We start from the raw sequence: 23,426 nt of genomic DNA on the forward strand, positions 1-23,426 counted from the left end.
ATCTGTTGCGCGAATCAGGGCAATCGCCTAATTGCCGCCGCATAGTGAAGGCTATGCCGGGAGAAGGCGGGTCACACCGCCGCCGAAGGAGCAACCGCCCCGGAAACTCTCAGGTCCCAGGACCGGTATGGCCCAAACACTCCGGAAAGCGGCCCACAAGGCCCACCGTAGGAGAAAGCCCGGCCTGCCGGGCGAAGCTCTCAGGTTCCACGCACGGAGGGGGCAAGCGGCAGATGCCACACGTGCGAGGAGCATGACCATGACCAAGATTGCCGTTATCGGGGCCGGTGTGACCGGCCTGACCACCGCCTATGAACTGCTGGATCGCGGATTCGACGTGACCGTGTTCGACCGTCACCGCTATGCGGCGATGGAAACCAGCTTTGCCAATGGCGGTCAGCTTTCGGCCTCCAATGCCGAGGTCTGGACCCAGTGGGGCACCGTCCTGAAGGGGCTGAAATGGATGTTGCAGGCGGATGCGCCGCTGCTGGTGAACCCCGCTCCCACCCTGCACAAGATGCGGTGGATGGCCGAGTTCCTGTCCAACATTCCGCGCTACAAGAGCAACACGGTGGAAACCGTCCGCCTCGCCATCGCGGCGCGCGCGGTGCTGTTTGACATGGCCGATCGCGAAGGCATCGATTTCGATCTGGAACGGCGCGGCATCCTGCATTTCTATGACCGTGAAACCGACATGGCCCATGCCCGCAAGGTGAATGCCCTGCTCGCCCAGGGGGGCTGATGCGCCGCGAGCTTGCACCCGAAGAGATCCGCGAAATCGAACCCGCCCTGCGCGGCAGTTTCGTCGGTGGTTTTCTGACCGAGTCCGACAGTTCCGGCGACATCCACAAATTCACCATGGGCCTGGCCCGCGCCTGTGCACGCCGAGGTGCGACGCTGTGCTTTGGGGCGCAGGTCGAGCGGCTCACCGCGCAGCCGGGCGGCGTGCGTGTCACCGAAAGGGGCCGCGACGCGGTGTTTGACGCGGTGGTTGTCAGCGCCGGCATCAAGAGCCGCGAGTTTGCCCGCCAGCTGGGCGACCGGGTCAATATCTATCCGGTCAAGGGATATTCGGTCACAGTCAACCTCGACGATGCCGAAAGCCAGGCCGCCGCGCCATGGATCAGCCTGCTGGATGACCGCTCCAAGATCGTGGCCAGCCGCTTTGGCGCAAACCGGTTCCGTATTGCCGGCACCGCCGAATTCAACGGCGACAACCGCGATATCCGCGCCGACCGTATCCGCCCGCTGACCGAATGGTGCGAACGCCACTTCCCCGGCATCTCGACCGAGAATGTCACGCCCTGGGCCGGCCTGCGCCCGATGATGCCGTCAATGTTGCCCCGTGTCGGAGCCGGGCGGGCACCGGGCGTGTTCTATAACACCGGGCATGGCCATCTGGGCTGGACGCTTTCTGCGGCAACCGCGCGTATCGTGGCGGCACAGGTCGCCGAACGGCATGGCGACAAGCGCCCGGTGCCTGCGGCCATCGCCGCCTGACCTCGGGGCCGCGGCACCCCCGCTCGCTGCGGGGATGCGCCCATGCCGTCAATGGCCGGCGGCCCCCAGGTAGGTTCTGATCTCGGACGCCGCCACCGGATCGCCCCCCGGCAACAGGCTTGCGTGGTCCTGATCGGCCGCGCCCATGTCGGGCAGCTGGTGCGCGATGCCCTTGTGGCAGTTGATGCAGGTCTTTTCGCCGGTGAACAGGAACCGCTCATGCGCCTCGGCGGCGCGATTGCTCTGGCGGGTGATGTCCATCGACGCCGCGGAATGGCAATTGCGGCACTCCAGCGAGTCATTCGCCTCGAGCCGCGCCCATTCATGGCGGGCCAGATCGAGACGTTTTTCAAGGAACTTCTCGCGGGTGTTGATGGTGCCAAAGATCTTGCCCCAGACCTCTTTGCTGGCCTGCATCTTGCGCGCGATCTTGTGCGTCCATTCATGCGGCACATGGCAATCCGGACAAGACGCGCGCACTCCCGAGCGGTTGGAGTAATGGATCGTCGGCTTGAGCTCCTGGAACACGTTGTCGCGCATCTCGTGACAGCTGGTACAGAATTGCTCGGTATTGGTGATTTCCAGCGCGGTGTTGAACCCGCCCCAGAACACGATCCCCATGACAAAGCCGCCAATGGTCAGGAACCCCAGGGAAAAGAACGTGCTGGGACGGCGGATGATCCACCAGACCCGTTTGACAAATCCCCACATCAGTCTGCCCCGCCCGGCTGGGTTATCACATGGTCCAGTACCCGGTCGACATCGACAAAGCTGTTCTCGACCAACGGGCGCGCGTCATGCTGGACCACGTGGCATTGGGTACAAAAATAACGGCGCGGGGTGACGGTGGCCAGGGTCTGCCCCTCGCGGTTCATGAAATGGGTGACCGACACCATCGGGGCCTGGCTGACATCCACGGCGGTGCGGCTGTGACAGGTCAGGCATTTGTTGGCGTTCACATCGATCTGGTAATTGTCGATCTTGTGCGGGATCAGCGGCGGCTGGTCCGGATAGTTGCGCACCTGCCGGATGTCGGTGTTGACCACGCCGGGGATCTGCGATGCCTCGCCATCCTGGTCCAGCGGCACATCCGGGCGCAGCGTCGCAACCTGGTTATCCGCCACGGCAATCGTACCGGCGATCAGAATGGCGAGCGGTGGCAGCAATTGCAGAAGTTTCATCTCATACCTCACACGGCTTCGATGCGCACGGCGCATTTCTTGAAATCGGTCTGTTTCGAGATCGGATCGGTGGCATCCAGCGTCACCTTGTTGATCAGCCTGCGGGCGTCGAACCACGGCACAAAGACCAGCCCGCGCGGCGGCTTGTTGCGCCCCCTTGTCTCGACCCGCGTCCGAATTTCGCCCCGCCGCGAGATGACCCTGACCTCGGAGCCGCGCCTGAGATTCATCTCGCTCGCGTCATCGGGATGCATATAGCAAACCGCATCGGGCACCGCGCGATAGAGCTCGGGCACCCGCTGGGTCATCGACCCGGAATGCCAATGCTCCAGCACCCGCCCGGTTGACAACCACATCGGAAACTCCACGTCCGGACTCTCGGCCGCCGGTTCATAGGGCAGCGCAAAGATATTGGCGCGGCCGTCCTTGTTGCCGTAAAAATCGATCGCCTTGCCATCGCGCACATAGGGGTCGTGGTCGCCGTTGAACCGCCAGCGGGTTTCCCTGCCATCAACCACCGGCCATCTCAGGCCGCGCACCTCGTGATAGGTTTCGAACGGCGCCAGATCGTGACCATGGCCGCGCCCGAACTCGGCATATTCCTCGAACAGGCCCTTTTGCAGGTAAAATCCGAAATCCTCGGCCTCGGGGTTGGCATAGTCCTTGCTGACCTCATCCAGCCCGAAACGGTCGACCTTGCCATTGGCGAACAGCACGTCGAACAGGCTCTTGCCCTTGTACTCGGGGCTGGCATCCAGCAGTTCGGCGGGCCAGACCTCATCGGTGGTGAACCGCTTGGAAAACTCGACCAATTGCCAGAGATCGGATTTCGCCTCGCCCGGCGCATCGACAAGCTGGTGCCAGAACTGCGTGCGCCGTTCGGCGTTGCCATAGGCCCCTTCCTTTTCCACCCACATGGCGGCGGGCAGGATCAGGTCGGCGGCTTCGGCGGTGACGGTCGGATAGGCATCGGAGACCACGATGAAATTCTCGGGGTTCCGATATCCCGGCAGCCCCTCGTTCATCATGTTGGGTGCGGCCTGCATGTTGTTGTTCACCTGCACCCAATAGCAATTGATCTTGCCATCCCTGAGATCGCGGTTCTGCTTGACCGCGTGGCTGCCGACCCAGCCCGGCACCGTCCCTGCGGGCAGGTTCCAGATCTTTTCCGCATAGGCCCGGTGCTCGGGGTTTGCGACCACCATGTCGGCGGGCAAGCGGTGCGAAAACGTCCCGACTTCGCGCGCGGTGCCACAGGCCGAAGGCTGTCCGGTCAGCGAAAAGGGCGAGTTGCCGGGCGTCGAGATCTTTCCGGTGAGCAGGTGAATGTTGTAGATCAGGTTGTTGGCCCAGACGCCCCGCGTGTGCTGGTTGAAGCCCATGGTCCAGAGCGACATGACCCGCGTATCCGGATCGGCATAGAGTCTGGCCAGTTCCTCCAGCCGCGCGGCGGGAACGCCCGACATCTCGGCGGCTTTTTCCAGCGTATAGTCCGAAACGAACGCGGCATATTCCTCGAAACTCATGGGGTCCGAGGCATTTGCATTGCCCGCATTCGCCGCATTGGATTCGCGCGGGTCCTCCGGGCGCAGCCCATAGCCGATATCGGTGGCCCCCCGCTTGAAGTTGACGTGATCGCGTACGAAATCCTTGTGCACCATGTCATTCTGAATGATGTAATTCGCGATATAATTCAGGATCACCAGGTCGGTCTGGGGCGTGAAAACCATCGGGATATCAGCGAGATCAAAGCTGCGGTGGGTAAAGGTCGACAACACCGCCACCTTGACATGCGGGTGACTGAACCGGCGGTCCGAAATGCGCGTCCACAGGATCGGGTGCATTTCGGCCATGTTCGAGCCCCAGAGCACAAAGGCGTCGGCGTTCTCGAAATCGTCGTAACAGCCCATCGGCTCGTCAATGCCAAAGGTGCGCATGAAACCGGCCACCGCGCTGGCCATGCAGTGGCGCGCATTGGGGTCGATATTGTTGGACCGGAACCCGGCCTTCATCAGCTTGGAGGCGGCATAGCCCTCCCAGACCGTCCATTGGCCCGACCCGAACATGCCGATGGCCTCGGGGCCTTTCTCGGCCAGCGTCTTTTTCCATTTCTCGGCCATGATATCAAAAGCTTCGTCCCAGCTGACCGGTTCGAACGTGCCGTCCTTGTGATAGGCCCCGTCGCGCTTGCGCAGCAGCGGTTGGGTCAGGCGGTCGGCACCGTACATGATCTTGGACAGGAAATAGCCTTTGACACAGTTCAGCCCGCGATTGACCTCGGCCTGTGTATCGCCGTGGGTGGCAACCACCCGGCCGGCCTTGGTGGCGACCATGATCGAACAACCGGTGCCGCAGAACCGGCAGGGGGCCTTGGACCATTTCAGATCGGTCAGCGCCGCCTCGGTGACAAGGTTCTGCGCCGCCGCCGGGATCGGCAGGCCCGCCGCAAGGGCCGCGGCCGCCACGGCCTGGGTCTTGATCAAATCGCGTCGGGTCATTGCGGTCATTGCAGGGCTCCCTGGGGTTCCGAAACCGAGACAGACACCTCGTCCGCCTCGCAAATCTGGTGAAAGACAAGCGCCGCGCTGGCGACACCATCGAGCAATTGGATATGCGCCAGCCCATCCGCGATGGCCTGATCGCTGTCGGTTTCCATCAGCACGACGATCTTGCCGGACGGGTCTGTCAGCGACAGTTCGGCATGGGGCATCCGGGCGATATGCGCTGCGACATCTGGCATCCGGTCGGGATGGCTGCGCACCACGAGGCTGGAAATATGCAGGGGCCGGTTCATTCGGGCGGGCCTTTCATTCTGGGATCGGTCAGCGTGATCGCATCGTTCGGGCAAAGCCCGAGGCAGGCACCGCAGCCGGTGCAAGCCGTGGTATCCAGCCGGAGACGCCCCATCGGGCGCACGCTGGCATCAAGGCGCAGGGCGCGGGGTTCGCAGATATCCGTGCACAACTGACACGCGATCCCGGCGGCCAGAAGGCAACGCCCCGTAATCTCTGCCACCACCGGCCATGGCGGGCTTTGATCCACGTCAAAGACGTCCTCGTCACAGGCCGTTGCGCAGGCCGCGCAAAACGTGCAGTCGCGACCATGCAAAGCCACCCGGACGTGCCGGTTGTCATCCAGTTCCAGAATCTCCTGCGGGCAGGCCCGGACGCAATCGCCGCAGCCGGTACAATGGCGGCGAACCGCCGCCTCGTCGCTCCAGGGCGGGCGGAATTCAGGGGCCGGACGGGCACCGGGATTTCGCAGAAAATCCCGCCGGGTCAGTGTGTTGCTGGCATTGGCTGGCATGGGACACCCATCAGCCGTGCGGCGGGCCCAGGAAAATCTGCGATATCCAGATCACCAGCCCATAAGTGCCGACAAGGGCCACCGCCAGCACCGGGGCCAGCACCACCGCCAGGAACAGGAACACGTTCCTCTCTTCCGATTTGGTCGCCGCCCCAGATGCATTGTCCATCGTGGCATTGTCCATCGAGGCATTGTCCATGATCGCTCCTCCCCTGATTGTCGGCATCCGGGCCGATCGCTCAGACGCTAACAGCTTCGACCGCGCGATCCTTGATTCAGATCAATCTGCGCGGGAACGAGCCCGGCGAATCTCGGGCATCGCCCCGACCCGCCGCTGCATATGCCTTTTCCTGACCGAAACGCGCTTGTATGACAGGGACATGTCAGATCCCCTCGATATCGTTTTTGCCGCATTGGCCGACCCAACCCGCCGGGCGATCCTGACGATGCTGCTTGAGGACGACATGGCCGTGACCGATGTTGCCACGCCTTTCGAGATGTCGCTGGCGGCGATCTCCAAGCACCTGACGATCCTGACCCGCGCGGGGCTGATCAGCCAGGAAAAGCGCGGGCGGGTGAAATGGTGCAAGCTCGAACCCGACGCGCTGCGCGGGGCCTCGGTCTGGATGCAGGGGTTCGGGCAGTTCGAGCCGGTCAATCTCGACGCGTTCGAACGTTTCCTCGCGCAGGAACTTGAAACCGAGGCCAAGACGCGCGGCTGACCGCGCCGGTTGCGCTAGTGTTCATTCCGCAGCAAGAGCAGCAAGGCGATCACCGTCAGCGCAACCCCCACCAGCACCAGCCCGCCAGGCGCCCCATTGCCAAGCGCGATCTCCCACAGGATCACCCAGCTCGGCGTCAGGTAGGTATAGGCCATGACCTTGGCCGATGGCAGCCGAACCGCCGCGATCCGCACCAGCAGGAATGTGCCGGCGGTGGCAAAAAGCGAGACATAGCCGATGGTGATCCACACCAGCGGCCGCAAACCGGCCCAATCCGTGGCGCGAATGTCACGCCAGCCGACAACCGTCAGGATCAGGCACCCCGCCGCGATCACCGCAAAGGTAAACGCCGCCGCCGGCTCCTGCCGACCGAGCAGACGCATGACCGGCGGATAGGCCGCATGGGCAACACAACCCCAGAAAAAGATCGCCTCGCCCTCGCCGATATCAAAGGCGCGCACCGTCGCCCAATCGGCGCGAAAGATCACCCAGAGCGCGCCAACGGCCCCGATGGCCAGCGCCAGCGCCATGCGCCGCGTCGTGACCTGGCGCAGCAGCAGCCAGCCAATCCCGCCCGCGATCATCGGGGTCAGGGTAAAAACCGCCGAGGCGCTGACCGGTGGCGCGGTCTTGAGTCCTTCGAACATCAGCACGAAATAGATGACATAAAGGCCACCCAGGATCAGGTAACGCCAGGGCGCGTCAAAAGTGCGGCGCGGGATGCCACCAGTGGCCAGCGCCAGCGCCCCCATGATCGCGGCGGCAATGGCAAAGCGCAGCGCGGTTAACGCCATCGGCGCGATTTCATTGGCGACCAGCGACCCGAGCGAAAACGACCCGGCCACCAGCACCGAGAACAGCAACATGCAGGCGTGCCCCTGGGCCTGCGGAGTCACAACTGCCAATCCGATGCGTGTTGCTTGAGAAACTTGGCAAAGGTCTGAACCTTGGTCGTCCTGTGCAGGTCCACATGGGTGACCAGCCACACGGCCGACGCCCATTCCGGTTGTGGCGGCATGACCGGCACGATGTCGTCGCGCCGCGCCGCCAGCCAGGTCGGCAGGAACCCGATCCCGGCGCCTGCAAAGATCGCCACGTGCATCGAATGCTGATCGGTCGCCAGAAAGGTCGCGGCCTCGGGCGGGATGGTCTTGCGCAGCCAGCGGGCAAAGGGCGCGCGGTTGTTCTCGTCGTCATGGGTGACAAAGCGATGCGCGCCGAACTGCTCCGGCCCGTCGGGCACCCCATGCGCGGCGGCATAGGATGCGCTGGCATAAAGCCCGGAATTCAGCGTGATAAAGGGCTGCACCACGTTGTCCGGCTGATCCGGGGGGGACCCGGCGCGCACCGCCACATGCGCCTCGCCATATTCAAGCCGGAACAGGCGATCCCCAGTCAGAAACCGCACGACAAGATCGGGATGCGCCTGCTGGAACGCCGCCAGCACCGGCACCAGAAGCCCCGACAGCGCGGTCAGGGACGTCACCACCAGCTCGCCGCCGACATCATCCCCCTGCCCCTTGAGGCGTCCCGCCAGCTGGTTGAGCTGGTCATCCGTCGCCTGCGCCACCCGCAGCAGATCGGTGCCCGCCTCGGTCGGCGTGTAACCACGGGCGTGACGCTGAAACAGCTTGACCCCCAAACGACCCTCGATCGCATCGATATGGCGGATCACCGTGGCGTGGTGGACACCCAGAACATCCGCCGCGCCGCTGACGGTTCCCATGCGTGCAACCTGATAGGCGGTGCGCACCTCGTCCCAATTGTCCATTCGCCGCCCTCTGTGCAAAAATCAACACTTACCGTGTTTTTTGGCCAATTGCGTTCAATGATGCAAGGTTTATTTGTCTGTCACAGAACAGGCGAGCCGCCTCGCAACCCCATATCGCACAAGGATTACAGCCATGACCAAGACCATTCTGCACATCGACGCCTCGGCCCGTCACCAGGGTTCGGTTTCCCGCGATCTCAGCGCCCGCATCGTCGAACGCCTGGCCCCGCAACAGACCCTGCGCCGCGATCTGGCCAATGCGCTGCCACAGCTGACCGAAGACTGGGTCAACGCCAATTTCACCCCGGCCGACATGCGCACCGACGCCCAGAAGGATACGCTGGCCCTGTCCGATCAGCTGGTCGAAGAACTCGAAGCCGCCGACACCGTTGTCATCGGCACCCCGATGTACAACTTCGGCATCCCCGCCAGCCTCAAGGCATGGGTCGACCTGATCGCCCGCGCCGGGCGCACATTCCAGTATACCGAGAACGGCCCGCGCGGTATGCTGAGCGGCAAGCGTGCCATTGTCGCCATTGCAACCGGTGGCGCCCCTGTCGGCTCCGAGATCGATTTCGCCTCGACCTATCTGCGCCAGGTGCTGGACTTTGTCGGGATCAGCGATATCGAGATCATCGCCGCCGACCGGCTGAACGCGGATCAGGACGAAGCCCTCGCCTCCGCCAATGCCCGGATTTCTGCCCTCGCCGCCTGAAGCGGGGCCGGATACCCGCCCCAACGGAATACCGCATTCGCCGCGCGCCCCGCTCTGAGCCCTTGACTCGGGCGGGGCGTTGCGGCTAATCGGCGGTGAACCACCCGGAAGCGTCACACCTTCCGGTCCCCTTTCATGGGGATCGCCCTCCACCAGCGTGTTACGCCCGTGGGGGTGATTGCGCATTTAGGCGTCCCATCCCATGTTGGGCGCAACGGAAACCGGTACGGAGGCCAGTTGGCCATGTTTGAAAACCTATCCGAACGCCTGTCTGGCGTGTTCGACCGGCTGACCAAGCAAGGGGCGCTGTCCGAAGAGGACGTCAAGACCGCCCTGCGCGAGGTCCGCGTTGCCCTGCTCGAGGCGGATGTCTCGCTGCCGGTCGCCCGCGACTTTGTCAGGAAAGTCCAGGAACAGGCCACCGGCCAGGCCGTTACCAAATCGGTCACCCCCGGACAGCAGGTCGTCAAGATCGTGCATGACGCGCTGGTTGACGTGCTGCGCGGCGAAGGCGATCCCGGCAAACTCAAGATCGACAACCCGCCCGCGCCGATCCTGATGGTCGGCCTGCAAGGGTCCGGCAAGACCACGACCACCGCCAAGCTGGCCAAACGCCTCAAGGAAAAAGACGGCAAGCGGGTGCTGATGGCCTCGCTTGACACCAACCGCCCGGCGGCGATGGAACAGCTGGCGATCCTCGGCACCCAGATCGGCGTTGACACCCTGCCCATCGTCAAGGGCGAAAACCCGGTCCAGATCGCCAAACGCGCCAAGACACAGGCCAGCCTGGGCGGATATGACGTCTACATGCTCGACACCGCGGGCCGCCTGCATATCGACGAAGAGTTGATCCGGCAGGCCGCCGACGTGCGCGACGTGGCCAGCCCGCGCGAAACCCTGCTGGTGGTGGATGGGCTGACCGGCCAGGACGCGGTCAATGTCGCCACCGAGTTTGACGACAAGATCGGTGTGTCCGGCGTGGTCCTGACCCGGATGGACGGCGACGGGCGCGGCGGTGCCGCCCTGTCGATGCGCGCCGTCACCGGCAAACCCATCCGTTTCGTCGGCCTCGGCGAAAAGATGGACGCCATCGAAACCTTCGAACCCGATCGCATCGCGGGCCGTATCCTGGGCATGGGCGATATCGTCAGCCTCGTGGAAAAGGCCCAGGAAACCATCGAGGCCGAACAAGCCGAAAAGATGGTCAAGCGCATGATGAAGGGTCAGTTCAACATGAACGACCTCAAGATGCAGCTTGAACAGATGATCCAGATGGGTGGCATGCAGGGCATGATGGGCATGATGCCCGGCATGAAGAAAATGGCCAAACAGGTCGAGGATGCGGGTTTCGACGACAAGATCCTGAAACAGCAGATCGCCCTGATCCAGTCGATGACCAAGAAGGAACGCGCCAACCCGCAGCTCCTTCAGGCCAGCCGCAAGAAACGCATCGCCGCCGGTGCGGGAATGCAGGTCTCCGATCTGAACAAGCTCATGAAGATGCATCGCCAGATGGGCGACATGATGAAGAAAATGGGCAAGATGGGCAAAGGCGGCATGCTGAAGCAGGCCATGAAAGGCATGTTCGGCAAGGGTGGAATGCCCGCCGACATGGACCCAAAGGCGCTCGAAGCCGCCGCCAAGCAAATGGGCGGCAAGCTGCCCGGTGGTCTGGGCGGCCTGGGCGGTGGCGGCATGGCCCTGCCCCCTGGTCTCTCGGGCTTTGGAAAGAAGAAATGACCCCCCACATGCCCGCATTTCATCTTGCACCAAATACTCCCGCCGGAGGCATCCTGCCCGTGCATCGCGCGCGGCGGCCGATATGTCAGGCCAGGCTGTGCAGCGCATGACCCCGCATCTCGCCGATACCCCGGTTCTTGAGACCGAACGACTGATCCTGCGCGCCCCGGGCGCGCAGGACTGGCCGGTGTTTCGTGCGATGATGGCATCCGACCGGTCGCGTTTCATCCGTCGGGGCGATCCTGACGAGGGACAGGCCTGGCGGGCCTTTGGCCACCTGATCGGCCATTGGGTGCTGCGGGGCTGGGGCAATTTCGCGATCACCCGCAAGGGCGATGACACGGCACTTGGCTCGGTCGGTCCATGGTGCCCCGCCGGCTGGCCCGAGCGGGAAATCGGCTGGGCGATCTGGTCTCCGGAAGCCGAGGGCCGGGGCTATGCCCACGAGGCCGCTCGGGCGGCGCGCGGCTTTGCCTATGACGTGCTGGCCTGGGAAAGTGCGGTCAGCTATATCGACCCGGCCAACGCGCGATCCATCGCGCTGGCGGAACGGCTGGGGGCAACCCGCGACGCCTCTGCCGCCACCCCCGGCGACGCGCCCTGCCTGGTGTATCGGCACCCGTCGCCCGACGCCCTGGCCGATGGCGGCATGGAGGCATATGCATGAGCAGCGCCGCCATTCCCACCCTTGAAACCGAACGCCTTATCCTGCGCGGGCCCGAGCCCCAGGACTACCCGGATTTCAAAGCCACCTTTACCAGCTATCGTGCGCGTTTCATGGGCGGGCCGCTGAACGCCTATGAATCCTGGATGCTCTATGCGGCCGAGATCGGACATTGGGCGATCCGGGGCTTTGGCATGTGGATGATCCACGACCGGGCAAGCCGCGAAACCTATGGCATGGCCGGCGGCTGGAAGCCCGCGAAATGGCCCGAGGCCGAAATCGCCTGGGTGATCTGGCCCGATGCTGCGGGACGCGGCATCGCGCTCGAGGCGACCCACGCGGCGCGGCGCTATCTCTATCATGTGCTGGGCTGGGACACCGCCGTCAGCTATATCGACCCCAAGAATCTCGACAGCATCCGGCTGGCCGAACGGCTGGGCGCGATCAGGGATCACACCGCCGCCACCATCGACGGCAGCGACGCCGTTTACCGCCACCCCTCGCCCGCGCGGCTGAATGACACCCAGCTGGCCCACGGGATCGAGATGGAAATCAACCATTACCGCGACCCCCTGTTCAAACCGAAAGGATGGGCTCTTGACTGACCACGTTGCCCGCGCCGCCGCGCTGCTCAAGGAACATCGCGAAAGCATCGACCGGCTGGATGCGATCCTCGTCTATACGTTGGGCGAGCGGTTCAAGCACACCCAGGCGGTGGGCCGCCTCAAGGCCGACCACGACCTTCCCCCGTCCGATCCGGCGCGCGAAGCGCATCAGATCGCACGTCTCGAAGACCTGGCGAAACAGGCCGACCTGGACCCTGAATTCGCCAAGGCTTTCCTGAACTTCATCATTCAGGAAGTCATTCACCACCACGAAAAACATCAATCTTAACAACAACCTGCATCTTCGGTGCGGTTCAACATCAGAAAATGCACCTTCGGTGCAATTCTATTCAAAGGAGAAACAACCAATGGCCATGAAAATCAGACTCGCCCGTGGCGGTTCCAAGAAGCGCCCCTTCTATCGCATCGTCGCAGCCGACAGCCGTATGCCGCGCGACGGCCGCTTTATCGAAAAGCTGGGCACCTACAACCCGCTGCTGCCGAAAGACAGCGAAGACCGCGTCAAGATGGACATGGAGCGCGTTCAGTACTGGCTGAGCCAGGGCGCCCAGCCCACCGACCGGATCGCGCGCATGCTCGAAGCGGCCGGCGTTCGTGAAAAGACCGAGCGCAACAACCCGCAGAAAGGCACCCCCGGCGAGAAAGCCAAGGCCCGTGCCGAAGAAAAGGCCGAGAAGGCCGCCGCAGCGGCGGCTCCGGCCGAGGAATCCGCCGAATAAATGGTGGATCCTGTTGAAACGCCCGGCTTTTCCCGGGCGTTTCGCGACGACCTGAACCGGTTGATGGCGTGGCGGCGCGACGTTCGGAGCTTTCGGACGGATCCGCTGGACCCGCAGGTTCTCGACACCTGCCTGTCAACCATGTCGCTGGCCCCCTCTGTCGGGCTCAGCGAACCGTGGCGCATCGTGCGCGTCGCATCCGAGGATGCGCGTCGCCACGCGCTCGACAATTTCCGCAAGGCCAATGCCGATGCGCTCGCCGGCTATCATGGCGAGGACGCCCGGCTATACTCCGGCCTCAAGCTGTCGGGGATGACCCAGGCCCCGGTGCAACTGGCGATGTTCTGCGACGAGGCCACCACGCAGGGGCGCGGATTGGGCACCAGGACGATGCCGGAAATGCGCCGCTATTCCGTCGTCTGCGCGATCCAGCAATTCTGGCTGGCGGCCCGCGCGCATGATGTCGGTGTCGGCTGGGTATCGATCCTCGATCCCGTACAGCTGGCCCGCGACCTTGATGTGCCCGATGAATGGAAACTGATCGCCTATCTCTGCGTCGGCTATCCCGAGAGCAGTTCGGACATCCCGGAACTCAGCCGCGTGGGATGGCAAGAGCGCTCCGGCCCACCCACCATCTTCGACCGATGAAAACGGAGACCTGTTCGTGTTTCGCCTGATACGCCTCTTGATGTTTACGGCAATCGCGTTTCTCGTGGGATTGTTCTATGAGCGATCGCAACAGATGGAACGCTGCAAGCTGGCGGGCGGCAAGCTGGTCCAGGGAATATGCAAGGGAGTCCCGAATGACGGATGATCTGGTCTGTGTCGGAGCATTGGCGGGCGCATTCGGCGTGCGCGGCGAGGTGCGGCTCAAGAGTTTCTGCGCGATCCCTGCCGACATTGCCGATTACGCCCCGCTCAGCAACGAGGATGGCAGCCAACACTATTCGGTGATCCTGACCGGCACCACCCAAAACGGATTTACCGCGCGGCTTGGCGGCATCACCACCAAGGAACAGGCCGATACCCTGCGCGGCCTGCGCCTGTTTGCCCGGCGCGAGCTGTTGCCGTCCCTGCCGGATGACGAGTTCTATCATGCGGACCTGATCGGCGTGGCGGTGTTCGACACCGGGGGACAACAGCTTGGTACCGTCAGGTCGGTGATGAACCATGGGGCCGGCGACCTGCTCGAAATCCACGGTCCGGGCCTGAAGGATACCGTGCTGCTGCCCTTTACCCGCGCGGCGGTTCCCACCGTCGACCTCACCACCGGACGCATTGTCGCCGATCCCCCAGAAGGGCTGTTCTGAGATGGATCGGATCGTCGTTCATGCCGGGTTTCACAAGACCGGGACAACGACGGTCCAGGCGACGCTGCGCGCCAATGGCCGGGTGCTGAAACCGCATTTACGTGTGATCCTGCGCCAGCAGATGCCCGAGCTTTGCGATGCGGCGCGCGACTGGTCGGTATCGCGCCGCGACGAGGACATGGCCCGCTTTTGCGATCACGCCGTCACGCTTGCCAGGGGCTGGGATACGGCCGACCCGCGCCCGGTGCTGCTGTGTTCCGAAGATCTCGCCGGTCGCATGCCCGGCCGGCGCAACCTGTGCAGCTATGACGCCACGCCGTCGCTCATGCGGGGGTTGGTCGCAAGCCTTGCGCGCACCCATCCCGATGCCGACATCCGGCTGTTTTTCTCGACACGGGCCGCTGCGCCGTGGCTGGCGAGTTGTCACGCCCAGCATCTGCGCGCGGTGCGGATGACCATGGATTGCTGGACCTATGCCGAAACCTATCGCGCGTCCGCCAATCTGGTCCAGATTGTTGACTCCGTCCAAAGCCAGGTGGCACCCCATCCGGTCAGCCATTCCGCGCTGGAAACCAGCGCCGGGCTGCGGCTGGGGCCATTGGAACCGGTGCTCGATCTCTGTGACCTGCCCGCCGAATTGCGCGGCCGCATCGAACCGCAACACCCCGCCAATACCCGGCACGATCCCGAAACCCTGCAGGCCTTGTTGCGCGCCAACCGCAAATTCTCGGACTCCGAGGCCAGACAGAACGCCAAGCGCGCGATCCTTGACGCCGCCAAGCGCCGCAACGCCGACTAGCGCGCCGCCCGAGATTCCCGTTTTCTTGTCCGCCGCATTCCCCTAAGACGCCGCCATGACCGAGCCAACCAAACCCGCCACACCCAATCACCGTTCCCTGGGCCGTAAGACCATCCGCGCGTCGTTGCAGCCGCGCGAACTGATTACCCCGACCCCGGACCTCAAGGGCGTCTGGAAAGCCAAGGTCATCACCCTGTTTCCCACCGCATTCCCCGGCGTGCTGGGCGAAAGCCTGACCGGCAAGGCCTTGCAGGAGGGGCTGTGGCAACTCGACACGATCGACCTGCGCGGCTTTGGCATCGGCAAGCATCGCAACGTGGATGACACCCCGGCCGGTGGCGGCGCGGGCATGGTGCTGCGTGCCGATGTGGTAGGCCCCGCAATCGAGGCCGCGCAAAGCCACGCAACCGGGAACTGGCCGCTGATCTACCTGTCGCCGCGCGGACGCCCGATGACGCAGGGCCTGATGAAATTACTGGCCGCGGCGGATGGTGTCACCCTGCTATGCGGTCGCTTTGAAGGGGTCGATGAACGGGTTCTCGAAGAATACGGCGTGCAGGAAGTCAGCCTGGGCGATTTTGTGATGACCGGCGGTGAAATCGCGGCGCAGGCGCTGATCGATGCAACCGTTCGCCTGTTGCCGGGGGTGTTGGGAAATGACGCCTCGACCGAGGAAGAGAGCTTTTCCGACGGGCTGCTCGAGCATCCGCAATACACCCGCCCCGCAACATGGAAAGACCGGCCCATCCCGCCGGTGCTGACCGCAGGAGACCACGGCAAGACCGCCCGATGGCGGCGCGACATGTCGGAACGGATCACGCAACAGCGCCGCCCCGACCTGTGGGCGAGATACCGGCGAGACAAGGAATCCGGTTCCTAGGCAACGGTGCGTTTACCCTGCTGAACCGATCCCGAACTATCCCGCCGCATGCCCCACGATCCTCTTGATCGACCGGGCCAAACCTCCTATACCGCGCGAATTCCCGGTTGCGCCAGCGACTCGGGTCCTGTTGGCTGTGTGACCGGCTGCATTCTTCTGTATGCGCGGGGCTGGCAACAGGAAATCGACCAAGGAATGACGACCTGATCTCTGGCGGGCACTGCGGTGGACCCGGTGAAGACCAAGAGCTCTGAGGACGCGCAAATCTTCGTGGAAAAACCACGAGCAATTAGGAGAGATGCGATGGACCTGATCGCACAGCTTGAGGCGGAACAGATTGCCGCCCTGGGGAAAGAGATTCCCGATTTCAAGGCCGGAGACACCATCCGGGTCGGCTATAAGGTGACCGAAGGGTCGCGCACCCGTGTGCAGAACTATGAAGGTGTCTGCATTTCACGCAAGGGCGGCGATGGCATCGCCGGCGCGTTCACCGTGCGCAAGATTTCCTTTGGCGAAGGCGTGGAGCGTGTGTTCCCGCTGCACTCGACCAACATCGAGAGCATCACTGTGGTGCGCCGTGGCCGTGTGCGCCGCGCCAAGCTCTACTACCTGCGCTCGCGTCGCGGTAAATCCGCCCGGATCGCGGAAGATTCGAACTACAAGCCCAAGTCGGGCGCTCAGGCCTAAGGAGCGGATACATGAAAAAAGATACCCATCCCGACTATCACCTCATCGACGTCAAGCTGACCGATGGCACCGTGATCCAGATGAAATCCACCTGGGGCAAGGAAGGCGATTCGCTGGCACTTGACATCGATCCGAGCGTACACCCCGCATGGACCGGTGGCGGTACCCGCCTGATGGATACCGGCGGTCGCGTGTCCAAGTTCAAGAAGAAATACGAAGGTCTCGGTTTCTGATCGAACCGATCGATCTTGCACGATCCAGCGCCGCGGCCCTTGCCGCGGCGTTTTGCGTTTGGCGCCATCGGGTTTTCGGCAAGGCGGTGACGATTTGGCAAGGCTTTGCTGCCACCCTGCGATGAACCAGACGCAGCACCGGAACCGCCATGTCCGTTCAGACCCAAACGCAAGCCAGGCAACCCCATCTGGATGTCCGCAAGCTCCTCGCCCGGGCCGAGGGGGCAAGGCGCGCCGGTGACATCACCGGGGCGGCGCGCGATTATGGCACCGTCCTGTCGCGTTTTCCCGGCAACCCGCGCGCGCGCAAGGCGCTGGCGGCAATCGGCCCGTCCGCCGCCTCGATCCTTGCGGACAAGGCCCAACAGTGCCAGCAGGCCCGCCAGCTTGACGCGGCGGCGCAGCACTGGGCAGAGGCGGTTGCGCTGCGCCCCGAACATGCCGGGTTGGGCATATCACTATGTCGCTGCCTGCTCGACATGGGACGTAGCAACGCGGCACTTGAGGCGGTGAACACGGTGCTGCAACACAATCCCCAAGACCCCGTGGCGCTGGACACCAAGGGCTGCATCCTGCGCGATCTCGGGCGGCTGGATGCGGCGCGAGACTGCCACATCGCGGCGATGCAACATGATGGTGACAGGGCCGGACCGCTCAACCATCTGGGAATCATTGCGCAGGCCAATGGCGACATGCAACAGGCGGCAGATCATTTCACCCGCGCCATCGCCCTCAGTCCGGATATCGTGTCACTTCACCACAATCTCGCCGGGTGCAAGACCTATACCCCGGACGATCCGCATCTGAGTCAGATGCAAGAGATACTGGCACGCCGCCGCAAGGACGATCCCGAACTCGCGGCCCTGCATTTCGCCCTGTTCAAGGCGCTGGACGATACCGGCGATACCGATGCCGCCTTTGCTCACCTGCTGCAAGGCAACCAATTGCGCAAAGCAGCGTCCGAATTTGACATCGCGCAAGAGGCGCAGCGGTTTGCATGGTACAAATCCCTGCTGCCCGACCCGCCCAAGGCGCTGGCCCCCGACCTCATCGCCGCGCCGCGCCCGGTCTTTGTCGTCGGCCTGCCCCGCTCCGGCACCACGCTGGTTGAACGCATCCTGAGCCAGTCAGACGACACCCAGCCCGCCGGGGAATTGTCGGTCGTGCCAAACGCGGTCGCACCGCTGCTGCGCCGGCTACAGGGGGAAAACCGTCCGGCGCCGAGCCGTGACGACCTGTTGGAGTTGCGCGCGCGGATCGTCGCCGGGCTGGGGCGGCACTCGGACGGGTCGGCGGTGCTGATCGACAAGATGCCGCTGAATTTCCGCTGGGTCGGGCTGATCTGTGCGGCGATGCCCGAGGCGCGCATTGTTTCGCTCCGGCGGGCACCGATGCCGGTTGCCTGGTCGCTGTTCCGCCACATGTTCTCTTCGCCCGGCAACGGCTTTGCCTATGGCATGGCGGATATCGCGGCCTACATGTTGCTGCACCGCGACATGATGCGCTTCTGGTCCGACAGGTTTGGTGCGCAGATTGTCGACCTGGCCTATGCCGACCTGGTGACCGATACCGAGCGCACCATCCGCCGGTTGATCGCGGCCTGCGACCTGAACTGGACCGAGGCCTGCCTGGCACCACAGACTGCGGATGCCCCGGTGCTGACCGCCAGCGCCGGACAGGTGCGCCGTGGCATTTACCGAAACAGCGACCAAAGCTGGCGCAAATACCAAACCCAGCTGTCCCCGCTTGCCACTGCGCTCAGGGCGGCGGGGCTGAGCTGAGCCTGTCACGGCCGATGGCCATGGAAACTGTTTCGGCAAAGGCGGAAAACTGGTTTCCGGCGCTTTCCATCGCCCCACCCGCAACATATAGAGTGCCAAGCAAATTCTAAGCCGCGCCAAGCGGCAGCGGAAGGATCGGGCATGGCGCATATCATCGTTGTCGGAAACGAAAAGGGCGGAGCCGGCAAATCGACGGTTTCAATGCATGTTGCAACCGCCCTCGCGCGGCTGGGCCATCGGGTCAACGCGCTTGACCTCGACCTCAGACAACGCTCGATGGGGCGCTATGTCGAGAACCGGCGAGACTTCATGACCAAGTCCCGGCTCGACCTCCCCGGCCCCTCCTGTCACGATCTGCCCCAGGTCGATGCGGACAGCCTCGATCCAGGGGAAAACGTTTATGACCAGCGCCTTTCGGTCGCCGTCGCCGAGCTTGAGACCAAAAGCGATTTCATCCTGATCGATTGCCCCGGCTCGCACACCCGCCTCAGCCAGGTGGCCCATTCGCTTGCCGATACGCTGATCACGCCACTGAATGACAGCTTTGTCGATTTCGACCTGCTGGCGCGGATCGACTCAGAAGGCGAAAAGATCCTCGGCCCCTCGGTCTATTCGGAAATGGTGTGGAAATCCCGACAACTGCGGGCGCAGGCCGGGTTGCAGCCGATCGACTGGATCGTGATGCGCAATCGCGTCGGGACACAGCGCATGGTCAACAAGGAAAAGATGGAGCGGGCGCTGCGCCTGCTGTCCGAACGCATCGGCTTTCGCATCGCTCCGGGTTTCAGCGAGCGCGTCGTGTTCCGCGAATTGTTCCCGCGCGGCCTGACCTTGCTCGACCTCAAGGATATCGGCGTCAAACAGCTGAATATCTCGAATGTCGCCGCCCGCCAGGAGCTGCGCGACATGATGAAGGCACTAAACCTCCCCGGCGTCACCCCCGACATCTGAGCCACGGCGTCACCCCCGACATCTGAGCCACGGCGTCACCGGCGAAATTCGTGCGGCGGGCAAAATTTTGCGTTGTTAGTTACAAAATCAACTATTACCCCTGCCTCTGAAAAACGGAGGAACCGCGATGAATCGTCCGACCGACGCCCATTCCATGATCCAGGCCGCCACCCCGACGGCCACCAATCCCGGCTATATGCCCGGATTTGGCAATGACTTTGAAACCGAAGCCCTGCCCGGCGCGCTGCCCGAGGGCAAGAACAGCCCGCAAAAATGCAATTATGGCCTGTATGGCGAACAGCTGAGCGGCACCGCCTTTACCGCGCCCAGCCACCAGAACGAGCGGACCTGGTGCTATCGCATCCGCCCCTCGGTCAAGCATTCGGCCCGCTATGACAAGATCGACCTGCCCTATTGGCGCTCGGCCCCGGACATTGACCCCGATGTCATTTCCCTGGGCCAGTATCGCTGGGATCCGGTGCCGCATTCCGAACAGGCGCTGACCTGGCTTACCGGGATGCGCACCATGACCACCGCCGGGGATGTGAACACCCAGGTCGGCATGGCAAGCCATATCTACCTTGTTACCGCGTCGATGCAGGATGCCTATTTCTACTCCGCCGACAGCGAGCTGCTGGTGGTCCCGCAGGAAGGTCGGCTGCGGTTCTGCACCGAGCTGGGCATCATCGATCTTGAACCGCGTGAAATCGCGATCATTCCGCGCGGGCTGCTCTATCGGGTCGAACTGCTCGAAGGCCCCGCCCGCGGCTTTGTCTGCGAGAATTACGGCCAGAAATTCGAACTCCCGGGACGCGGACCGATCGGGGCCAACTGCATGGCGAACCGCCGTGACTTCAAAACCCCCGTCGCCGCGTTCGAGGACCGCGATGCGCCCAGCACCGTCACCATCAAATGGTGCGGCCAGTTCCACGAAACCCGCATCGGCCACAGCCCGCTGGACGTGGTGGCGTGGCATGGCAATTACGCGCCGGTCAAGTATGACCTGAGCAATTATTGCCCCATCGGCGCGATCCTGTTCGATCACCCGGACCCGTCGATCTTTACCGTGCTGACCGCCCCCAGCGGCGTGCCGGGCACCGCGAATATCGATTTCGTGCTGTTCCGCGAGCGCTGGATGACAATGGAAGATACCTTCCGCCCGCCGTGGTATCACAAGAACATCATGTCCGAGCTGATGGGGAATATCTATGGTCAATACGACGCCAAACCCCAGGGTTTCGTGCCCGGAGGCATGAGTCTCCACAACATGATGCTGCCCCATGGCCCGGACAAGAACGCCTTCGAGGGAGCCAGCAACGCCGATCTCAAACCTGAAAAGCTCGACAACACGATGTCCTTCATGTTCGAGACCCGCTTCCCGCAGCACCTCACCACCTTTGCCGCCACGGAAGCACCGCTTCAGGATGACTATATCGATTGCTGGGACGACATCGAAAAGAAATTCGACGGCACCCCCGGCACCAAGTAACCGCCAGCGGACCAAGGCCCGCCCCGCGCCAAGACGACAAAGGAAAGCACATGCCCCTGATGACCAGCTGGGTCGAGAGCGCCAACGCGCCCGACCACCCGTTTCCCCTGAACAACCTGCCCTACGGGGTCTTTTCCACCGCCGATACCGATCCGCGCTGCGGCGTCGCCATCGGTGACATGATCCTGGATATGCAGGCTGCCGAAGACAGCGGAGTGATTGCCCTGTCGGACGTGGCACTGTTTGAATTGCCGTTCTGGAACGACCTGATGGAAGAAGGCCCCGCGGTCTGGGCCGCCCTGCGGGAACGCCTGACCGCGCTGCTCTCACAAGGCTCTGCCGAACGCGCCAAGGTCGAACCGCTGCTCGTGCCGATGGATGCGGCCAAGCTTCACATGCCCTTCATGGTCAGCGAATACACCGATTTCTATGCTGGCCGGAACCACGCCTTCAATGTCGGCACCATGTTCCGAGGCCCCGAAAACGCCCTGCCGCCGAACTGGCTGCACATCCCGATCGGCTATAATGGCCGCGCCTCTTCGGTGGTTGTATCCGGCACCGACATCCGCCGCCCCTGGGGCCAGTTGAAATCGCCCGATCACGATCTCCCCGCATTCCTGCCCTGCCGCCGCTTTGATCTCGAACTCGAAATGGGCGCCATCGTCGGTATCGCCAGCGACGGACCGATCACCGTGCAAGAGGCGGACGATGCCATCTTTGGCTACGTGCTGCTGAACGATTGGTCCGCCCGCGACATCCAGGCCTGGGAATATCAGCCCCTCGGACCGTTCCAGGCCAAGGCAACCGCCACCTCGATCAGCCCCTGGATCGTGACCAAACCCGCGCTTGATCCCTTCCGCGCCGATACCCCCGCGCGCGAATTCGAACTGTTGGACCACCTCAAGGATTGCGGCCCGATGCTCTATGACATCGACTTGTCCGTGACACTCGCGCCCGATGGCAAACCGGCCACCACCATCGCCCGCACCAATTACAAGGAAATGTACTATTCCTCGGCCCAGCAGCTGGCGCATCATACCACCTCGGGCTGCGCGATGAATGTCGGCGACCTGCTGGGCTCGGGCACCATCTCCGGCCCCACCAAATCCGAACGGGGCAGCCTGCTGGAACTCAGCTGGGGCGGCAAGGAGCCCCTGACACTGGATGGCGGCGACGAACGCGCCTTCCTGCTTGACGGCGACACGCTCACCCTGTCCGGTCATGCCCAGGGCGACGGGTATCGCATCGGGTTTGGCGACTGCTCGGGCAAGGTTCTGCCGGCCCTGGCCGATCCTTACGCGCGCTGACATTTCATCTTTGTCACAAATACTCCCGCCGGAGGCTCCCCAACCTGCCTCCGGCCCAGACCTCAAGAGGACATCATACATGGCCAAGGCATTCGCATCCCAGGGCGACATGGGCGAAAAAGAGATCAGCTTTACCGAAGTCGGAGAAGGTCTCTGGGCCTTCACCGCCGAGGGCGATCCCAATAGCGGCGTCATCATCGGCGATGACAGCGTCATGATCGTCGAGGCCCAGGCCACCCCGCGGCTGGCCAACAAGGTCATCGAAAAGGTACGTGAAATCACCGACAAACCGATCAGCCACGTGGCGCTGACCCATTATCACGCGGTGCGCGTGCTGGGAGCCTCGGCCTTTGGCGCGCCGCAGATCCTGATGTCGGACACCGCCCGCGCGATGGTGGTCGAGCGCGGCCAGGAAGACTGGGACAGCGAATTCCAACGCTTCCCCCGCCTGTTCGAGGGCCATGAATCAATTCCCGGCCTGACCTGGCCAACCACCACCTTCAGCGACAGCATGACGGTCTATCTGGGCAACCGCCGGGTCGACCTCATGCATCTGGGCCGCGCGCATACCGCCGGCGACATCGTCATCCACGTGCCCGACCAGAACGTCATGTTCACCGGCGACATCGTGGAATATCACAGCGCCTGCTATTGCGGTGACGGGCATTTCTCCGATTGGGGCGACACGCTGGATGCGATCAAGTGGTTCGACGTGGATGCCATCGCGCCGGGGCGCGGCGACGCGTTGGTTGGTCCGGACATGGTGAATGCGGCCATCGAAAACACCCGCGACTTTGTCGAAAGCACCTATCGCCCCGCCGCCCGGGTCGCGGCTCGCGGTGGCTCGCTGAAAGAGGCGTGGGACGCGGTGCGTGCCGAATGTGATCCGAAATTCGCGGATTACGCGATTTACGAACACTGCCTGCCATTCAACGTCGCCCGCGCCTATGACGAAGCCCGGGGCATCGACACCCCGCGCATCTGGACCGCACAGCGCGACCTTGAAATGTGGGACGCCCTGCAGGGCTGAACCCGAGACCATGAC

Annotated in this window: 27 protein-coding genes, 1 pseudogene and 1 riboswitch; of the genes and pseudogenes, 20 read left to right on the top strand and 8 right to left on the bottom strand. The window is 63.4% G+C overall.

From position 1 onward, the window contains the following. Positions 1 to 47: 47 nt before the first annotated feature. Positions 48 to 135: riboswitch (glycine riboswitch) on the top strand. Further along, complete coding sequence (locus tag ACP15R_RS02495; RefSeq protein WP_424984789.1) at positions 128 to 742, top strand: FAD-dependent oxidoreductase; 615 nt, start codon at positions 128 to 130, stop codon at positions 740 to 742. It overlaps the preceding riboswitch by 8 nt. Then, positions 742 to 1,500 (top strand): FAD-dependent oxidoreductase, encoded by a 759-nt coding sequence (locus ACP15R_RS02500; protein WP_424984790.1) that lies wholly within the window; start codon positions 742 to 744, stop codon positions 1,498 to 1,500. The genes ACP15R_RS02495 and ACP15R_RS02500 overlap by 1 nt, the downstream gene beginning before the upstream one ends. A 48-nt stretch (positions 1,501 to 1,548) precedes the next feature. Here ACP15R_RS02500 and ACP15R_RS02505 read toward each other — a convergent pair whose 3' ends face one another. The 6 genes from ACP15R_RS02505 to napE are packed head-to-tail and all read right to left on the bottom strand — an operon-like array spanning position 1,549 to position 6,186. Further along, on the bottom strand, positions 1,549 to 2,211 hold the full coding sequence (locus ACP15R_RS02505) for a cytochrome c3 family protein (protein WP_424984791.1): 663 nt from the start codon (positions 2,209 to 2,211) through the stop codon (positions 1,549 to 1,551). Further along, positions 2,211 to 2,681, bottom strand: coding sequence for a nitrate reductase cytochrome c-type subunit (locus ACP15R_RS02510; RefSeq protein WP_424984792.1), 471 nt, complete (start codon positions 2,679 to 2,681; stop codon positions 2,211 to 2,213). Before ACP15R_RS02510 ends, ACP15R_RS02505 begins: the two co-directional genes overlap by 1 nt. Positions 2,682 to 2,689: 8 nt before the next feature. Further along, positions 2,690 to 5,188, bottom strand: coding sequence for a nitrate reductase catalytic subunit NapA (gene napA, locus ACP15R_RS02515; protein WP_424984793.1), 2,499 nt, complete (start codon positions 5,186 to 5,188; stop codon positions 2,690 to 2,692). Then, entirely contained in the window at positions 5,185 to 5,475 is a 291-nt protein-coding gene (locus ACP15R_RS02520; RefSeq protein WP_424984794.1) for a chaperone NapD, read from the bottom strand. Before ACP15R_RS02520 ends, napA begins: the two co-directional genes overlap by 4 nt. Then, positions 5,472 to 5,987, bottom strand: coding sequence for a ferredoxin-type protein NapF (locus tag ACP15R_RS02525; RefSeq protein WP_424984795.1), 516 nt, complete (start codon positions 5,985 to 5,987; stop codon positions 5,472 to 5,474). The genes ACP15R_RS02520 and ACP15R_RS02525 overlap by 4 nt, the downstream gene beginning before the upstream one ends. A 10-nt stretch (positions 5,988 to 5,997) precedes the next feature. Beyond that, positions 5,998 to 6,186 carry a periplasmic nitrate reductase, NapE protein gene (gene napE, locus ACP15R_RS02530; protein ID WP_424984796.1) on the bottom strand — a complete coding sequence of 63 codons (189 nt, stop codon included), beginning with the start codon at positions 6,184 to 6,186 and terminating at the stop codon, positions 5,998 to 6,000. A 181-nt stretch (positions 6,187 to 6,367) separates the two neighbouring features. On the opposite strand from napE, the gene ACP15R_RS02535 reads away from it, so the two are divergent. Next, complete coding sequence (locus ACP15R_RS02535; RefSeq protein WP_424984797.1) at positions 6,368 to 6,709, top strand: ArsR/SmtB family transcription factor; 342 nt, start codon at positions 6,368 to 6,370, stop codon at positions 6,707 to 6,709. A 14-nt stretch (positions 6,710 to 6,723) separates the two neighbouring features. Here the strand turns inward: ACP15R_RS02535 and ACP15R_RS02540 are convergent, their stop codons facing one another. Together ACP15R_RS02540 and ACP15R_RS02545 are read right to left on the bottom strand one after the other, a co-directional pair. Continuing rightward, positions 6,724 to 7,605, bottom strand: coding sequence for a DMT family transporter (locus ACP15R_RS02540; RefSeq protein ID WP_424984798.1), 882 nt, complete (start codon positions 7,603 to 7,605; stop codon positions 6,724 to 6,726). Beyond that, positions 7,602 to 8,480, bottom strand: coding sequence for a LysR family transcriptional regulator (locus tag ACP15R_RS02545; protein ID WP_424984799.1), 879 nt, complete (start codon positions 8,478 to 8,480; stop codon positions 7,602 to 7,604). Before ACP15R_RS02545 ends, ACP15R_RS02540 begins: the two co-directional genes overlap by 4 nt. A 133-nt stretch (positions 8,481 to 8,613) precedes the next feature. Here ACP15R_RS02545 and ACP15R_RS02550 point away from each other — a divergent pair, with 133 nt between their 5' ends. From ACP15R_RS02550 to ACP15R_RS02630, 17 genes and pseudogenes are all read left to right on the top strand, one after another. After that, complete coding sequence (locus ACP15R_RS02550) at positions 8,614 to 9,195, top strand: FMN-dependent NADH-azoreductase (RefSeq protein WP_424984800.1); 582 nt, start codon at positions 8,614 to 8,616, stop codon at positions 9,193 to 9,195. Between the two features lie 243 nt (positions 9,196 to 9,438). Then, positions 9,439 to 10,935 (top strand): signal recognition particle protein, encoded by a 1,497-nt coding sequence (gene ffh / locus ACP15R_RS02555; RefSeq protein WP_424984801.1) that lies wholly within the window; start codon positions 9,439 to 9,441, stop codon positions 10,933 to 10,935. Between the two features lie 82 nt (positions 10,936 to 11,017). After that, on the top strand, positions 11,018 to 11,602 hold the full coding sequence (locus tag ACP15R_RS02560) for a GNAT family N-acetyltransferase (RefSeq protein ID WP_424984802.1): 585 nt from the start codon (positions 11,018 to 11,020) through the stop codon (positions 11,600 to 11,602). After that, positions 11,599 to 12,204, top strand: a complete 606-nt coding sequence (locus ACP15R_RS02565; protein ID WP_424984803.1) for a GNAT family N-acetyltransferase — start codon at positions 11,599 to 11,601, stop codon at positions 12,202 to 12,204. Before ACP15R_RS02560 ends, ACP15R_RS02565 begins: the two co-directional genes overlap by 4 nt. After that, positions 12,197 to 12,493: a chorismate mutase gene (locus tag ACP15R_RS02570; protein WP_424984804.1), complete on the top strand. Its 297-nt coding sequence runs from the start codon at positions 12,197 to 12,199 to the stop codon at positions 12,491 to 12,493. The genes ACP15R_RS02565 and ACP15R_RS02570 overlap by 8 nt, the downstream gene beginning before the upstream one ends. 79 nt (positions 12,494 to 12,572) lie before the next feature. Then, positions 12,573 to 12,812 (top strand): annotated as a pseudogene (gene rpsP, locus ACP15R_RS02575) (30S ribosomal protein S16); the annotation flags it as partial. A 132-nt stretch (positions 12,813 to 12,944) separates the two neighbouring features. Beyond that, the gene (gene bluB, locus ACP15R_RS02580; RefSeq protein ID WP_424984805.1) at positions 12,945 to 13,592 is read left to right on the top strand and encodes a 5,6-dimethylbenzimidazole synthase; all 648 of its coding nucleotides are present in this window, start codon (positions 12,945 to 12,947) and stop codon (positions 13,590 to 13,592) included. A 155-nt stretch (positions 13,593 to 13,747) separates the two neighbouring features. Then, the gene (gene rimM, locus ACP15R_RS02585) at positions 13,748 to 14,254 is read left to right on the top strand and encodes a ribosome maturation factor RimM (RefSeq protein WP_424984806.1); all 507 of its coding nucleotides are present in this window, start codon (positions 13,748 to 13,750) and stop codon (positions 14,252 to 14,254) included. 1 nt (position 14,255) lies between these two features. Further along, complete coding sequence (locus ACP15R_RS02590) at positions 14,256 to 15,053, top strand: hypothetical protein (protein ID WP_424984807.1); 798 nt, start codon at positions 14,256 to 14,258, stop codon at positions 15,051 to 15,053. 55 nt (positions 15,054 to 15,108) lie between these two features. Beyond that, a complete protein-coding gene (gene trmD, locus ACP15R_RS02595) occupies positions 15,109 to 15,933 on the top strand; it encodes a tRNA (guanosine(37)-N1)-methyltransferase TrmD (RefSeq protein WP_424984808.1) in 825 nt (274 codons plus the stop codon). A gap of 303 nt (positions 15,934 to 16,236) precedes the next feature. Further along, entirely contained in the window at positions 16,237 to 16,620 is a 384-nt protein-coding gene (gene rplS, locus ACP15R_RS02600) for a 50S ribosomal protein L19 (protein ID WP_424984809.1), read from the top strand. 11 nt (positions 16,621 to 16,631) lie between these two features. Further along, positions 16,632 to 16,853 carry a 50S ribosomal protein L31 gene (gene rpmE, locus ACP15R_RS02605; protein WP_424984810.1) on the top strand — a complete coding sequence of 74 codons (222 nt, stop codon included), beginning with the start codon at positions 16,632 to 16,634 and terminating at the stop codon, positions 16,851 to 16,853. Positions 16,854 to 17,002: 149 nt separating this feature from the next. Further along, positions 17,003 to 18,634: a sulfotransferase gene (locus tag ACP15R_RS02610; RefSeq protein ID WP_424984811.1), complete on the top strand. Its 1,632-nt coding sequence runs from the start codon at positions 17,003 to 17,005 to the stop codon at positions 18,632 to 18,634. 141 nt (positions 18,635 to 18,775) lie between these two features. Continuing rightward, complete coding sequence (locus tag ACP15R_RS02615; protein ID WP_424984812.1) at positions 18,776 to 19,585, top strand: division plane positioning ATPase MipZ; 810 nt, start codon at positions 18,776 to 18,778, stop codon at positions 19,583 to 19,585. A 127-nt stretch (positions 19,586 to 19,712) separates the two neighbouring features. Next, positions 19,713 to 21,074: a homogentisate 1,2-dioxygenase gene (gene hmgA / locus ACP15R_RS02620; protein ID WP_424984813.1), complete on the top strand. Its 1,362-nt coding sequence runs from the start codon at positions 19,713 to 19,715 to the stop codon at positions 21,072 to 21,074. A gap of 50 nt (positions 21,075 to 21,124) precedes the next feature. Next, positions 21,125 to 22,381 carry a fumarylacetoacetase gene (gene fahA / locus ACP15R_RS02625; protein WP_424984814.1) on the top strand — a complete coding sequence of 419 codons (1,257 nt, stop codon included), beginning with the start codon at positions 21,125 to 21,127 and terminating at the stop codon, positions 22,379 to 22,381. Positions 22,382 to 22,460: 79 nt separating this feature from the next. Continuing rightward, positions 22,461 to 23,411, top strand: a complete 951-nt coding sequence (locus ACP15R_RS02630; protein WP_424984815.1) for an MBL fold metallo-hydrolase — start codon at positions 22,461 to 22,463, stop codon at positions 23,409 to 23,411. Positions 23,412 to 23,426: the final 15 nt, after the last annotated feature.

The sequence above is a fragment of the Microbulbifer sp. S227A genome (assembly GCF_049800935.1).